This is a genomic window from Candidatus Chlamydia corallus (assembly GCF_002817655.1).
Taxonomy (GTDB): domain Bacteria; phylum Chlamydiota; class Chlamydiia; order Chlamydiales; family Chlamydiaceae; genus Chlamydia; species Chlamydia corallus.
The window spans coordinates 97,436-112,451 of record NZ_NWQK01000001.1 but is presented as its reverse complement, the minus strand read 5'-3'; the positions used below and the strand labels follow the sequence as shown (position 1 = coordinate 112,451).

Genomic DNA, 15,016 nt, shown 5'->3' with positions numbered 1-15,016 from the left:
AAAAGAATTATATTGACTTGGAGGAAAAAGTCAATCGGCTTACCAAAAGCTTAATACCAATGTTGCTATGTTAAGTATATAAAACTGCTTTTATATGTTCGCAGTTAGGTTCTCCACAAGTACATCCTATGGGTGATCCTAAGTAGACGCTAAACTGCTCAGTAGGATCTAAGGGATTAGTTACGACATAGAGTTTATCACCATTTTGCATGATATCCCAGGTACGGAAAGAAAGGTCTTTATCAGAAACAGCAAAATTGTCTTCTTCATGGATGACTCTTCCAATTTGACAATGCATACAATTGCAATGGGGCTCTGGTTTGGGTAAAAGTGTTACGTTATTTCCTGAAAGCATCCGAATTACATCTGCCATTTTCTCTAAGACGTCAGCAGGAGCATCTGGATGATCTTTATGTTCAGGGGTGTGTTGTAGTATTGCTTCGATGGGGTTAGTTCCAGAAAAGAGAGGGGAAATCAGATGTTTAGGCAATACTTGAATATCATTCCCTTTAGTTATTTGTTGTAATACGTTCATAAGGACCCCTGCACCTAATTTGTCGTCATCACGGCTATCCTCTTTCCCTGCTTGAGAAGTTTCTAGGTATAGAAGGTGCTCTTGGAAAGCAATGTCAATAATCGATTGATCCAGATTGGGAATGGAAATGACTTTACCATCCACAAGATGGAGTCTTAGTGTTCCCTGATCTTTGTTTTCCTCTTCCTGGGATTCAATAAATGCAATTTGACTCCATCTTGCAGAGATGAATGGGGGAATACAAATAAGCTGATCGTTGATTTTGACTTTCATAGCGGTTTCATCTTAAAGGGGTGAATCTACTTAGGGGTTTGAGGTTAGTGTAAATATATCTCCTTTTTTTGACAATAAATTAGCAGAGCAGGCTCTCGATTGCTAAATCTTTCCACAAAATCTTCATTATGTAAATGAATTTTTTTATTAGGAATATATTTTTTGCAATAGTTTCTCATAGAAAAGCGTAAGTATGGTAGTTGGAACCTAATGAGACAGTATCTACTCTCTAATGAAAAAAGGTTTTCTTTCGAATTTATGTTAGAGTTGTTTTAAGAAAAAAAATTTTATAAAAGAACAAAAGATTCTATAAAAGAAGGCAAGGGATCGAATGAAGAAAACAATGGCCATTGATACAAGTGTGTTCATCTATGATCCAGAAGCCCTTTTTTCTTTTGAAAATACCCGAATTATCATTCCTTTTCCAGTAATTGAAGAGCTAGAAGCTTTTGGAAAATTTCGAGATCGAGATGAGGCTGCTAAAAATGCTTCTCGAGCATTAAGTAATATTCGTTTGCTTTTAGAAAACTCAAAAACCAAAGTAACAGAAGGTGTGCTATTGCCTAATGGGAGTGAGTTGCGTATAGAAGTTGCTCCTCTTTCTAATGATGATAGACGAGGCAAACTCCTCACTTTGGAGTTGCTTAAGATAATTGCTAAACGAGAACCCATGGTTTTTGTTAGTAAGAGCTTGGGACGCAGAGTGCGTGCTGAAGCACTGCAAATCGAATCTCGAGACTATGAAAGTAAACGCTTTTCCTTTCGCTCTTTATACCGGGGATTTAGAGAGCTTCAGGTTGCCGAAAGTGATATTGAAAATTTCTATAAGAATGGTTACTTAGATCTCCCTTTAGACGTGATGCCTTCGCCAAACGAGTATTTTTTCATGTCAGCAGGAGAGAATCATTTTGCCTTAGGTAGATACTACGTAAGTGAGGGAAAGATTGTAGCATTAAAGGCACTTCCTAAGAGTGTTTGGGGAGTCAAGCCTTTAAATACAGAACAGCGGTGCGCTTTGGATTTGCTTCTTAGAGATGATGTTAAGTTAGTCACTCTTATCGGACAAGCTGGGTCTGGAAAGACAATTCTGGCTTTAGCAGCAGCTATGCATAAAGTTTTTGATAAGGAAACATATAATAAAGTTTTGGTAAGTCGTCCTATAGTTCCTATGGGCAGAGACATAGGTTATCTTCCTGGATTAAAGGAAGATAAACTCATGCATTGGATGCAGCCTATATACGATAATATGGAATTTTTATTTAGCATAAACCAGATGGGGAGTTTTTCAGAGGCTTTGCAAGCTCTTATGGACGCTAAAAAGTTGGAAATGGAGGCTCTTACTTATATCCGAGGACGCTCTTTACCAAAAGCTTTTATAATTATTGATGAAGCTCAAAATCTCACTCCTCATGAAATAAAGACAATTATCTCAAGAGCTGGGAAGGGGACTAAGATTGTTCTTACAGGAGACCCTACACAAATCGATAGTTTATATTTTGATGAAAATTCTAACGGATTAACATATCTCGTTGGGAAGTTTCATCACTTGGCATTGTATGGACACATGTTTATGACCCGTACAGAGCGTTCTGAACTTGCTGCCGCAGCTGCCACTATTCTATAACATGCTCAAGAGGAAGAGAGGGACCAGGGTTTTTTATAGCAAAGCTTTTAATTGTTCAGTTTTGGGGATTCGATGTGGGGGGTCGGGACGTTTGTAAGAACAATCAGCATTCTTTTATCTTTATTTTCAGGTGTGCTTCCAAATTCTTGCATAGCGGAAACAAGAGCAGATTTCACAGCATTTATCCAGTTCGTACGGGCATTCTTTGTGTTTCCAGAAGGAGCGAAGATTCTAGAGGAGATAAGAGGAATTTGTAGGAAATCTACACGTAATGTTTGAGCCAACTTAAAGCAATTTAAGTATGCTTTTTTGCAGAGATCAAAGGCTGCTTTAGGATCGCTATTGTGATCTCCAGCTTTAGGGCCAAGAAGTTGTGCTAGATAATGCGGTAGGCCCTGTCTACCTGTATGGCTTGATCCATCGGGATTGCGCCAGACCCCTGCACGACATTCACATTCATCGAGAGGCATTCCCTTGCGTCCAGGATTTTCAGGTTGCTTCGATGACTCCCAAGACTCGGGACTGACTGCTGCTGATAGAACTTGATTTGTCCCCCCTCCATCTCGATACATTTTCCTATTAGCTGCGTTTACAATCATTAAAGACGTGCTGTCGGTAATAAAACGAGGTTGCGCAATACTCCCTGTTGTGGAGATGAAAACCAGCTTTGAATCACTAAGTTGCCAAGCAAAGGTCTTTTGATTCTCTTCTGCTGGAGGCCAGGGGAAAGGTGTATCCACAGGAGCCCAATTCTTTAACAGCATAGTATGGAATCTAGGTTGAGGATAAATAAGAGAAGTTGGAGATGGTTTTTTGCCTGGGGTGGGGGATGTTTGTATCTTTCCAGGTACAACTGCCTTAGGTATAGAGGGCTTCGGCTTTGGATATACGGGTGTTTTTTTTCGTTCATCCTCTTGGGATGGCTGGTCTACCAACTCACCTTTGAAATCTTTAGGGGGAGTAGGAGTAGAAAATATTGCATCTATCTGCTGTCCGATGTCTAATGGCTCAGGGATTAAGGGCTTTATAGGTTCTTTCATCTCTGGAGGACAACAGGAGGGACAAAGGTATCGAATGATGAGCTTTACAATCTTAATAATTTCTAGGATTAGGTAATATAGTCCTTTAACTCCAAAAATTTCTAGCCAGGCTTCTTTCTTAATTTTAGGAAGTTCATCATGAATTTCAAGACAGGGTAATGTTCTACACAATGGAGAGAAATTCCCAGTCATTAGAATCATAGAGTATTGAAGAGAGCGGACTCCTTTTAAGGTTCGGATACCTATAAACGTACTAATTATCGGAATGTAGCTTGCAATACGTTCGAAATATGAGCGATATAGCGGATTCACCAAAGGAGTTTTTCTTAGTGTTACTGAGGCTTGACCCGAGGATGAATGCCCATGGTTAACTATAAAGATCTCTTTATTAGTAATGCTCATACGAATCGCCTTGTAAAGGAATTATTTTTTTGCTGTGAGCATTATAAAATAACCTAGCTTTTGTTTCTATTTTTATGAAATCGAGGGGTTTTTAGAACTATTTCTAACAAATATTTTACTTTTGATAAGCCCTTAAAGATTTTAAGGATATGCAATCTAATTTTATGGGAAAGGCATTTTCTCTCCCGAATGAAAAGAAGGATGAGTCGTATATGAAGACACGTTTCTAAAATAATGGAGGTGGAGAGACTCGAACTCTCGTCCTTGATAAACTCCCTGCTAACCTCTACATGCTTATCTTCTAGAATTTTTACATTGAACTCCCTTAGCTAGAAGCCTCTATAGCAGCCAATGACTCTCACAAATCTCGAACAAACTTCCTTGAGAATTAGAGAAAGTATGTTCCAACCAGATAAATGACGGTATTTTGCAAACCTCTGGTGGAGCTCGCAGATACCGGGTTACCTAGAGATTATCTAAATAACAACTTTTGCTAATTAAGCAGCAAGTTTTTCCTCTAAAGAGTCAAACAAGCTAATAATTTCGCATTCAGCCTTAGGTTCGGCATTTATTGTTTTGTTGGCTTTTTAGGAGGCCAGCCAACGCCCTCCGCATGCAATTAACACTTCATTTTCAAGTCGAAACCTATACACCCCCAGAAACTATTTTAGAAGCTTGCTAGTTTTTATTCAATCATCGTATTTTGGTCAATTTCTAAGAACTCTTTTATGATTTCTCGAGAGGCTGGCTATGGACGAAAACCTAAAAAACCTCTATTGTACATATGTTTTCATATCAGAATGTTCTTAAGGACAAAACATGACTGCAGATGAGGTGGGAAAAAGTAGCTTTGTAGAAAAAGAAGAACAAGTTTTAAAGTTTTGGAAAGACAATCGCATTTTTGAGAAGTCTTTGCAAAATCGACAGGGGAAAACCCTGTATTCTTTTTATGACGGCCCTCCTTTTGCTACAGGTCTTCCGCATTACGGTCACTTATTAGCAAGTACAATTAAGGATGTTGTTGGACGCTATGCTACCATGGACGGCTACTATGTACCGCGACGTTTTGGCTGGGATTGCCACGGTGTTCCTGTGGAATACGAAGTGGAAAAGTCCCTTAGTTTAACAGCACCTGGATCTATCGAAGATTTTGGTATAGCAGCCTTTAACGAAGAATGTCGTAAAATCGTCTTTAGATACGTTAATGAATGGGAAAGCTACATTAATCGTATAGGACGTTGGGTAGATTTTTCTTCTACTTGGAAAACTATGGATGCCTCTTTTATGGAAAGTGTCTGGTGGGTTTTCCAATCTTTATATAACCAAGATTTAGTTTATGAAGGCACAAAAGTTGTTCCTTTTTCAACAGCGTTAGGAACACCTCTATCTAATTTTGAAGCAAGCCAAAATTACAAAGAAGTCGATGACCCCTCTATTGTGGTTCGAATGCCTCTTCATAATGATCCAGCCTCTTTGCTTGTATGGACAACGACTCCGTGGACGTTGCCTTCTAATATGGCTATAGCTGTAGGGGAAGATCTGGTTTATGTCCGTATTGAAGATAAAAAACATGGGGAGCAGTGGATCCTAAGTCAGGGATGTCTTGCTCGTTGGTTTTCTAATCCAGAAGAATTTACAATTTTAGAAAACTTTTCTGGAAAAAATCTTATTGGTAAAACTTACGAACCTCCCTTTGCTATTTTCGAATCTAAACGAGAAGAAGGGGCTTTTCGTGTAGTTGCAGCCTCCTTTATTGAAGAGAGCGAGGGAACAGGGGTCGTGCATATGGCTCCAGCATTTGGCGAAGCAGACTTTTTAGTTTGTAAAGAGAACAATATTCCTTTGGTCTGTCCTATAGACTCTCACGGAAGTTTCACAGAAGAAATACCTGAGTATCAAGAACAATACATTAAACACGCTGACAAGGGAATCATTAAGTTTTTGAAGAAAGAGGGAAAGATTTTTTATCATGGAACATTAAAACACCGTTATCCATTCTGTTGGAGAACCGATACGCCTTTGATTTATAAAGCTGTTAATTCCTGGTTCGTCTCTGTAGAAAAGATAAAAGATAAGATGCTTCGTGCGAACAAGTCTATCCATTGGGTCCCTGAGCATATCCAAGAAGGACGTTTCGGGAAGTGGTTGGAAGGTGCTCGTGATTGGGCAATTAGTAGAAATCGTTATTGGGGAACGCCAATTCCCATTTGGAAAAGTGCTGATGGTGACACTCTTGTTTTAGGGTCTATCCAAGAGCTAGAAGAGCTTACAGGAACCCAGATTGAGGACATTCATAGGCATTTTATTGATGATTTAAAAATTGTTAAAGATGGCAAATCCTTTTATCGAGTTCCCTATGTTTTTGACTGTTGGTTTGACTCAGGAGCTATGCCTTATGCCCAAAATCACTATCCTTTTGAAAATCAAAAGGAAACAGAAGAGGGATTTCCTGCGGACTTTATTGCCGAAGGGTTAGACCAGACTCGAGGATGGTTCTATACTCTGACAGTTATTGCTGCAGCTTTATTTGATCGTCCTGCATTTCGTAATGCTATTGTGAATGGAATTATTCTTGCAGAAGACGGCAATAAAATGTCGAAACGTCTAAATAATTATCCTAGTCCTAAATATGTTTTGGATACCTATGGAGCTGATGCTCTCCGCTTATATTTGCTCCACAGTGTTGTTGTAAAGGCTGAAGATCTTCGCTTTTGTGATAAAGGAATCGAGGGTGTTTTGAAGCAAATACTTCTTCCTCTCACAAGCGTTCTTTCCTTTTTTAAGACGTATGCAGAGCTGTATGCTTTTGATGTAACGTCGCAAGATATAGAACCAGCTTACGCAGAGATTGATAAGTGGATTTTATCCAATTTATATAGTGTTGTGGGTAAAGTTCGCGAGAGCATGAGTCAGTATCATTTAAACTTTGCTGTAGAACCTTTTGTCACCTTTATTGATGATCTGACTAACTGGTACATACGTCGCTGTCGTAGACGTTTTTGGGAAGCTGAAGATACTCCTGACCGCAGGGCTGCATTTTCTACTCTATATGAAGTGCTCACTGTTTTTTGTAAGTTAATTGCTCCTTTCGTTCCTTTTATTGCCGAAGATATCTATCAAAAATTAAAGTTAGAAGAAGGACCTGAATCAGTTCATCTCTGTGATTTTCCAGAAGTAGAGATGGATAAAGTGCTCCCCAATTTAGAAAAGCATATGCATGATATTCGGGAAATTGTAGGTTTAGGCCATTCTTTAAGAAAAGAACACAAGCTAAAAGTTCGTCAGCCTTTAGCAAACTTTTATGTTGTTGGGTCTAAAGATAGATTGGGTCTTTTACAAACATTTAAAGAATTGATTGCTGAAGAACTGAATGTGAAGAATGTGATTTTTTATCAAGAAGCTCCAAGTTTTGTTTATACTACGGTAAAACCTAATTTTCGTATGCTTGGGAAAAAAGTTGGACCGAAGATGAAAGAAGTCCAAAAAGCTCTCAGTGAACTGTCAGACATTGCTATAGGCAAGCTTATTCAGGGAGAAACATGGGTTTTAACGATTGATGGTAGAGAGATAGCCCTGGATTCTGATGACGTTGTGATTTGCCGCCATACGGATCCTGGATATATTGCTCGTAGTTCATCTCTATTCAGTGTAATTCTAGATTGTCAGTTAACAGAACCTCTTGTAGTCGAAGGTATAGCAAGGGAGCTAGTGAATAAGATTAATACTATGCGTCGGAATCAACAACTTCATGTTTCTGACCGCATAGCATTAAAAATAAAAGCAACGGAAGCTGTTCGTCGAGCTTTTTTTGAATATCAAGACTATATTTGCGAAGAAACTTTAATTATAGCGTATGACTTTTCTCAGGACTCTGATTTTCAAGGAGAAACATGGGATGTTAATGGACATGCAACGCAAATTGAAATTACAATCAGTTCTATAGATTCTTAGGGATCTTTTAGATTAAGAAAACCACAGGAATAGCTTCTCTAGTCTTTGTGGTTTTTTTTGTCTTTCTCAGGAAATAGCCTGCGTCGTTTTTGATAATAGATGTATCCAATGAGGCAGAGTCCTGTGGTTAATGCTAAACCACTAACAAGATAACCTGAGAGTGTTGTTGGAGCATAAACTCCAGTTAATCGTCCCATACGTCCAATAGGCCAGAAAGTACATAGAGGGGATCCTAAGAGGTTTTCAATAGGAACAAAGCCAAATTCTCTACTATCTGCGCTCATAGGGTAGTTATCCCCTAAGACTAGAACATGACCTTTAGGAACTTCAATGCCAAAATTATGCATAAATTCAAAGAACTCTTTAAAATTTTCTGGAGGGAGTCCCTTTTCAACAAAAGCTATATAAGGTTGTGTGTCTGAAGACTTTTCTTGTTTTTCTTTTTCAGAAGCAACAAATTTTTGCAGGGTGGGATCATTCTTTATGAATACAGGAGAATCCATGATATAGAGATTTCCTTGGTTGAAGAATGCATAACGGTTAGGTAAAGGTGCTTGCAGGGGATTGACTGGATTATAAATAGAACTGAAATTGATACCGCAGTTAAAGAGTTCAATAACCTGTTTGTCATCGAGCTGAGTGAGAGGGTGAGAAGATTTTAGCTTATAACGAATGCCGCCAAAACCAATTTGATATGCCTGGCCTTTAGAATATTCATAACAACCGTCAGGGACGGTCGGGAAGGGAATCGCATAGGCTTTGGCAATTCCTGAAGTGTTAATCTTGAATGGGTGGTATTTATAAGCAAGTCCTTGAGCAATAATAAAACGAGATGTTGTAAGATTATTCCGAATTAAGTGTAAATGTTCCTTACGTAAAGGAAGTAGAGTTTTCATAGGTTGAATCATAGGTGCCAGCTGATTTTCATATTGACGTAATAGCGGCTTTGGGTAGGAAAGATTTGCTGTATGGCAAATTTCTAAGTAGACTTTACTTGAACTCCCAGGATTAGGAAGTAGATGGGTTGTGCGCGCCTGATGTTCCGTCAAGATACGCACCATAGCATAGTTACCCATACCCAAAAGGTCCGCATAGCTTACTGGGGAAGTATGAGGACCTTTTAATTTATTAGGCTCATCTTGATGCCATTCTTTATTATGAAAGAATTGTCCATAAGGCGAGGTTTGAGGAAAAACTAATCTGCCATAATTTTGGTTGAACTGCTTAAAATCTATGGTAGTTGTTTGTTCTATTCGCTTGATGCTTGTGGTGCCTTCAAAAGATATATAGGGAACATGATACAAGTTTTCTAAACCATCAACAAAAGGAAAGTCTATGCGCTTACCTGCACTATCAAGACCGTAAATTTTTCCCCCATAGAAGTATAAGAGGTCTCCAGGTCTTCCCATGCAACGCTTAATGTAACGTTTCTTTCCAGGAATAAATCCGAAATACTTTGTATCAGCATCTGGGATAGGGAGGTCGCCTACAGTAAAAACAACAAGGCCTCCTCGAGTCACTGATTCAGGATTGAATGCAAAAGGCTTCTTACCAAAAGGATAATGGAGGCCGAATGTTGTTTTAGATACAAGAATCCGATCTTGTTCCAAAATTGTAGGTCTCATTGACCCTGTAGGGACTTCATAAAGTTCAAACCAAAATTGCCGAACTAAGAATGCTACAACACCAGCAAAAAGAAGGGCCTTGGTAAGCTCATAGATTTTGCGTCCTAAGGAACTAGGATAACGATTACAAAAGGCTAAAGTTTCCTTAGCTAAGTCATTCGCAGTTTCTTGATCGTGTTCAAAGATAGCCTTTTCTAGCTGTTCTAGTAGTTCTTGAAGTTGCTTTTTAGCTTCAGGAGAATGGGCAAGTTTTTTACTTTTTAAAAGCTTATAAGTACTGTGGAGGATATGACGACTTTTATTTAAAGAATAATGTTGTTTCATAGAGATACTGGGTTAAGAAAGTCTGATTCTATCTTTTGGGATTGATTATTATAGAGCGGCTGCTTTGGATATTTTAGATTTAATAGAGACTGAAGATCTAAATGAGAAAGCAAAACAATCCTGATGCTAAACTAAATTCGTAAGTACATTCTAGCGCATTAGATTTTTCGATCCAAAATTATTTTGCTATGTCATTAAATCTTTTCATTCTGTCTTAGAATCAGGAAGAGAATATAGATAGGGAGAGGTTGCCCCGTGTCCTATATCTACTGCTCTTACTACAGAAGTTCCTTTAGGAGTATCAATACTCACCCATAAAGGAAACACAGAAATATTAGGTTCGGTGAAATACATAAGTATTCCTGTTTCTGATAAGGGGCTACGATCTTTAGGCCAGAGTCCATGCCATGCATTCGTAGAGACTGGTGTGAGTGGCGCTCCTTCAAAAGAAACTTTCGGAGACCAAGGTGTAGCACCTTTTTCTTTACTTTTGATTAAGTTTCGGGGAGCTGGAGCTAAAGGAAGATCAAAGATTCGAAATAAGAAAGGAACTGCATCAGAGTTTAATAGGGGCTCTAGTTTCTTCTTTTCAGTATTTAGAGAAAAACAACGAGAACCTTGGGAAGATACCGAAACAACAAAGACTTTTGAGGGCGATTTTAATTGATGAATGAGGGTTTTCCAAGAAGCTTGTTCTAGAGAAGAGCGTTCTTTATAAGCTATACAGGGAAAATGGATGATCTCCATCCAAACAGTTTCAGAGGTCATTAATTTGATTAAAATAAAGGTTCTTTGAGAGCCTCTACTTAAAACAGTATAGTCTCCAGGCTTGGCAAGAAAAATATTTTCTTGAATTGTTCGCAAAGAATTGATTTGAGAGGCAAAAAGAAAAGAAAAAGGGCGGGCAAAGAGGAAAGATAGAAAGAGAAATAAGAAGAGTATTTTTCCTTGCTTTTTCATAAGATATTTCTGTAGAATCCTCTTGAAGTATGTCGAGCTATCATTTTCTATAGTAGGATAGCGATTTTGGAGTTGTCAATATGAAAAAAAATACCCACCCTGAATACAGACAGATTTTGTTTGTAGATTCCTCCACCGGGTATAAATTTGTTTGTGGATCTACGTATCAAAGTGAAAAAACTGAAGTTTTTGAAGGTAAAGAGTATCCTGTATGTTACGTGAGCGTCTCTTCTTCTTCACATCCTTTTTTCACTGGAAGCAAGAAGTTTGTTGATGCCGAAGGCAGGGTAGATAAGTTTTTAAAACGTTATAGCAATGTAAGACAGCCTGCGCAGCAATCTCAAGCTGAAGAGGAGTCCCTACCTGCTGTTAAAGAAAAGAAAAAAGTTGTAACCAAGAAAAAGAAATAAGATTTGTTTTAAATTTCGATTTTATGGAACCCATTCTAATGCCTTTAGGACCTTAGAATGGGTTTTCTTTTCTGGGCTTTCTCTCTTGCAATAGCTTGTATAATAGGTTATGGTTTCATAGGTCACGATAATTTTAAATAGATAGCGTTAGATGCGTGTATCAGTCTTAGAGAATTTTTTGTCTTGGATTCCATTGAGTACTGATTTTTTACCACTCTTTTAGGGATTCATGAAGAAAAAAGTTGCCGAGTATTTAAACCGTTTAGCAGAAATCGAAATAAAAATTTCAAATCCTGAAATTTTTTCTAATTCTAAAGAATACAGTGCTCTTAGCAAGGAACATTCCTATCTTCTGGAATTGAAAAATGCATACGATAAAATCTTGAATTTAGAAAAGGTGCTTGCTGATGATAAGCAAGCTTTAGCTGTTGAAAAAGATCAAGAAATGATCGCTATGCTTGAAGAGGGAATTAATGAAAATAAAGTAGAGTTAGAGAAGTTAAATAAAATATTAGAAAGTCTACTTGTTCCTCCAGATCCTGACGATGATTTAAATGTAATTATGGAGTTGCGAGCAGGTACAGGAGGTGAGGAGGCGGCTCTCTTTGTTGGAGATTGTGTCCGGATGTATCACCTTTACGCTTCATCTAAGGGATGGAAATACGAAGTGCTCTCTGCATCCGAATCCGATCTTAAAGGGTATAAGGAATATGTCATGGGTATCTCAGGAACTGGGGTGAAGCGTCTGCTCCAGTACGAGGCGGGCACACATCGAGTTCAGCGAGTTCCTGAAACAGAAACTCAAGGGCGCGTACACACATCTGCAATTACAATAGCAGTCCTCCCAGAACCTTCAGAAGAAGATACAGAGCTTTTTATTAATGAAAAGGACTTAAAGATTGATACGTTCAGAGCATCTGGAGCTGGAGGACAGCACGTAAACGTCACCGACTCTGCAGTGAGAATCACTCATTTACCTACGGGTGTAGTAGTTACATGCCAGGATGAACGAAGTCAACATAAAAATAAAGATAAAGCCATGCGGATTCTTAAAGCCCGGATTCGTGATGCAGAAATGCAAAAACGCCATAATGAGGCGTCTGCTATGCGTTCCGCTCAGGTAGGAAGTGGGGATCGTTCAGAAAGAATTCGTACTTATAATTTTTCTCAAAATCGCGTCACTGATCATAGAATTGGCTTAACTTTATATAGTTTGGATAAAGTTATGGAAGGGGACCTAGATCCAATTACAACGGCCATGGTCAGTCATGCATACCATCAGTTACTCGAACATGGAAATTAAAAAGGCTCTTGAAGAGGGCGCCGCCTACTTAAATTATTATGGAGTGCCTCTTTCTGATTGCGAAGCCCTCTATATGCTCATGGATCTGTTAGGAGTAAGTTCAAAAGCAAAGTTACTCGATCTTGCTGAAATTGATCAGACTATGCTTGAGGAGTATCGGAAGCGACTTTCTTTAAGGGGACAACGGTGTCCTACAGCATATGTCCACGGTACGGTGAGTTTCCTGGGATTAAGATTGCAAGTAGATTCTAGAGTTTTAATTCCTAGAACAGAGACCGAACTACTTGCTGAACATATCATCGACTATCTTTCATCTCATTCTAAGATTCAAACTTTTTATGATATTTGTTGTGGTAGTGGATGTTTAGGGCTGGCTATAAAGAAACGCTGTCCTTACATAGACGTGGTGCTTTCAGATATTTGTCCACAAGCAGTTGCCGTTGCGAATGATAATGCTAAACGTAATGGATTGGATGTAAAGATCCTTCTTGGCGATTTGTCATCCCCCTACGTTAGTCCTGCGGATGCTTTTGTTTGCAATCCCCCCTATTTGTCTTTTAATGAAATTATTCATACAGATCCCGAAGTGCGTTGTTATGAGCCTTGGAAGGCTCTTATTGGAGGTGCTACGGGATTGGAGTTTTACGAGCGTATAGCTCAAGAGTTGCCTAGGATTTTAACTCCTACAGGATTAGGGTGGCTAGAGATAGGATCTAGTCAAGGCAAGAGTGTAAAAAATATTTTTTTGAAGAACGGAATTTGTGGCCGTCTCTATCAAGACTTCTCTGGTCGCGATAGAATTTTTTTTCTTGAAATGGATGGGAGGGATCCTGTATCCTCAGCAGTTTATTCTTGATTTTTTCTGGATAAATGATTAATTCTTTATCGCAAAAGCTATCTTCTATTTTTTCTTCCTTGGTTTCTTCTCATAGAATTAATGAAGAAAATATTTCCGAATCTATTAGGGAAGTCCGTTTGGCTCTTTTAGATGCCGATGTAAATTATCATGTAGTTAAGGACTTTATTTCTAAAGTCAAGGAAAAAGTCCTTGGAGAAGAGATCTGGAAACATGTTTCCCCTGGCCAGCAGTTTATACGTTGTTTGCATGAGGAATTAGTTTCATTTTTAAGCGATGGAAGGGAGGAGCTCACGATTCAGGGAAGGCCTTGGGTAATCCTTCTTTGTGGACTTCAAGGGGCAGGGAAAACAACAACAGCTGCTAAACTTGCTGATTATGTAATTAGCAATCGCAAAGCTAAGAAAGTTCTTGTGGTTCCTTGCGATCTAAAAAGATTTGCAGCTTTAGAACAATTAAAAATTTTAATTTCTCAAACGCAAGCTGAACTTTACGAAAGTCAAGAAAAGACGCTCACTGATCTTATTATTGAGGCACTTGCTTATGCTAAAAAGAAAGGTCATGATCTTGTGATTCTTGATACTGCAGGGCGTCTCAATGTAGATAACGAGCTGATGGAAGAGTTAGCGACTATACAAAAAGTTTCTCAAGCTAATGAACGTCTTTTTGTTATGAATTTAGCTATGGGGCAAGATATTATCGCAGTGGCTCAAGCTTTTGATCAGTCTTTGGATCTTACAGGAGTGATTCTCTCCATGACCGATGGAGACGCTCGAGCGGGTGCTGTTTTTTCAATTAAGCATATCCTTGGTAAGCCCATTAAATTTGAGGGGTGTGGTGAACGTATTCAAGATCTTCGTTCATTCGATCCTCAATCTATGGCGGAACGTATTCTTGGAATGGGAGATACCGTAAATTTTGTTAAGGAAATGCGGCAGTGTATATCCGAGGAAGAAGATGCGGAGTTAGGTAAAAAATTTGTTGCTGCAGCTTTTACTTATGAAGACTATTATAAGCAGATGAAAGCGTTTCGTCGCATGGGACCTTTAAAAAAACTTTTAGGCATGATGCCAGGTTTTAATAATGCTAAGCCTAGCGAAAAGGAATTAGAAAACTCTGAGAAACATATGAAAAGAACAGAGGCAATTATCCTTTCCATGACTCCTGAGGAAAGAACAGAGCAGGTGGAATTGGATATGAGCCGTATGAAGAGGATTGCTTCTGGTTGTGGTTTAACTTTAGGTGATGTGAACCAGTTTCGAAAACAGATGTTGCAATCCAAGAAATTTTTTAAAGGAATGTCTAAAGGCAAGATGGAACAGGTTAGAAAAAAAATGTCAGGAGGAAATCAGTGGCGTTAAAAATTCGTTTAAGACAACAAGGACGTAGAAATCATGTTGTTTATAGATTAGTACTCGCGGATGCTGAGTCTCCTCGTGATGGTAAATACATAGAATTATTGGGTTGGTATGACCCACATAGCTCTGTAAATTATCAGCTGAAAAGTGAACGAATTTTTTATTGGTTAGAGCAGGGGGCACAACTTTCTTCAAAAGCGGAAGCTTTAGTAAAGCAAGGTGCTCCAGGAGTGTACAGTGCGCTCCTGTCTAAACAAGAAGCTCGTAAGTTGGTTGTGCGTAAGAAGCGTCGTACTTATAGACAGCGTCGGTCTGCACAGAGAGAAGAAGCTGCTAAAGTTACAACTAAGTAGGC

General features: G+C 38.8%; 11 protein-coding genes and 1 other RNA gene. 7 read left to right on the top strand and 5 right to left on the bottom strand.

Annotated features, from left to right (window positions below):
• Positions 1 to 70: 70 nt before the first annotated feature.
• Entirely contained in the window at positions 71 to 808 is a 738-nt protein-coding gene (locus tag CMV32_RS00520; RefSeq protein ID WP_100934001.1) for a hypothetical protein, read from the bottom strand.
• 331 nt (positions 809 to 1,139) lie between these two features.
• Between CMV32_RS00520 and CMV32_RS00515 the strand changes: the two genes are divergently transcribed.
• Complete coding sequence (locus CMV32_RS00515) at positions 1,140 to 2,432, top strand: PhoH family protein (protein ID WP_100934000.1); 1,293 nt, start codon at positions 1,140 to 1,142, stop codon at positions 2,430 to 2,432.
• Positions 2,433 to 2,479: 47 nt separating this feature from the next.
• Here the strand turns inward: CMV32_RS00515 and CMV32_RS05535 are convergent, their stop codons facing one another.
• Positions 2,480 to 3,874, bottom strand: coding sequence for a macro domain-containing protein (locus CMV32_RS05535; protein WP_239923120.1), 1,395 nt, complete (start codon positions 3,872 to 3,874; stop codon positions 2,480 to 2,482).
• Positions 3,875 to 4,106: 232 nt separating this feature from the next.
• Positions 4,107 to 4,531: a transfer-messenger RNA gene (ssrA, locus tag CMV32_RS00500) on the bottom strand.
• Positions 4,532 to 4,693: 162 nt separating this feature from the next.
• Between ssrA and ileS the strand changes: the two genes are divergently transcribed.
• Complete coding sequence (gene ileS / locus CMV32_RS00495) at positions 4,694 to 7,825, top strand: isoleucine--tRNA ligase (protein ID WP_100933999.1); 3,132 nt, start codon at positions 4,694 to 4,696, stop codon at positions 7,823 to 7,825.
• A gap of 38 nt (positions 7,826 to 7,863) precedes the next feature.
• On the opposite strand, the gene lepB is transcribed toward ileS, so the two are convergent.
• A complete protein-coding gene (gene lepB, locus CMV32_RS00490; RefSeq protein WP_100933998.1) occupies positions 7,864 to 9,774 on the bottom strand; it encodes a signal peptidase I in 1,911 nt (636 codons plus the stop codon).
• A gap of 204 nt (positions 9,775 to 9,978) precedes the next feature.
• Positions 9,979 to 10,734: a hypothetical protein gene (locus CMV32_RS00485; RefSeq protein WP_100933997.1), complete on the bottom strand. Its 756-nt coding sequence runs from the start codon at positions 10,732 to 10,734 to the stop codon at positions 9,979 to 9,981.
• A gap of 80 nt (positions 10,735 to 10,814) precedes the next feature.
• On the opposite strand from CMV32_RS00485, the gene CMV32_RS00480 reads away from it, so the two are divergent.
• The 5 genes from CMV32_RS00480 (at position 10,815) to CMV32_RS00460 (ending at position 15,014) form a co-directional block, all read left to right on the top strand.
• Positions 10,815 to 11,144 (top strand): type B 50S ribosomal protein L31, encoded by a 330-nt coding sequence (locus CMV32_RS00480; protein WP_100933996.1) that lies wholly within the window; start codon positions 10,815 to 10,817, stop codon positions 11,142 to 11,144.
• 229 nt (positions 11,145 to 11,373) lie between these two features.
• Positions 11,374 to 12,447 carry a peptide chain release factor 1 gene (gene prfA / locus CMV32_RS00475; protein ID WP_100933995.1) on the top strand — a complete coding sequence of 358 codons (1,074 nt, stop codon included), beginning with the start codon at positions 11,374 to 11,376 and terminating at the stop codon, positions 12,445 to 12,447.
• Entirely contained in the window at positions 12,437 to 13,303 is an 867-nt protein-coding gene (prmC, locus tag CMV32_RS00470; protein ID WP_100933994.1) for a peptide chain release factor N(5)-glutamine methyltransferase, read from the top strand. The genes prfA and prmC overlap by 11 nt, the downstream gene beginning before the upstream one ends.
• A gap of 14 nt (positions 13,304 to 13,317) precedes the next feature.
• Entirely contained in the window at positions 13,318 to 14,664 is a 1,347-nt protein-coding gene (gene ffh / locus CMV32_RS00465) for a signal recognition particle protein (protein ID WP_100933993.1), read from the top strand.
• Positions 14,655 to 15,014, top strand: coding sequence for a 30S ribosomal protein S16 (locus CMV32_RS00460; protein ID WP_100933992.1), 360 nt, complete (start codon positions 14,655 to 14,657; stop codon positions 15,012 to 15,014). The genes ffh and CMV32_RS00460 overlap by 10 nt, the downstream gene beginning before the upstream one ends.
• Positions 15,015 to 15,016: the final 2 nt, after the last annotated feature.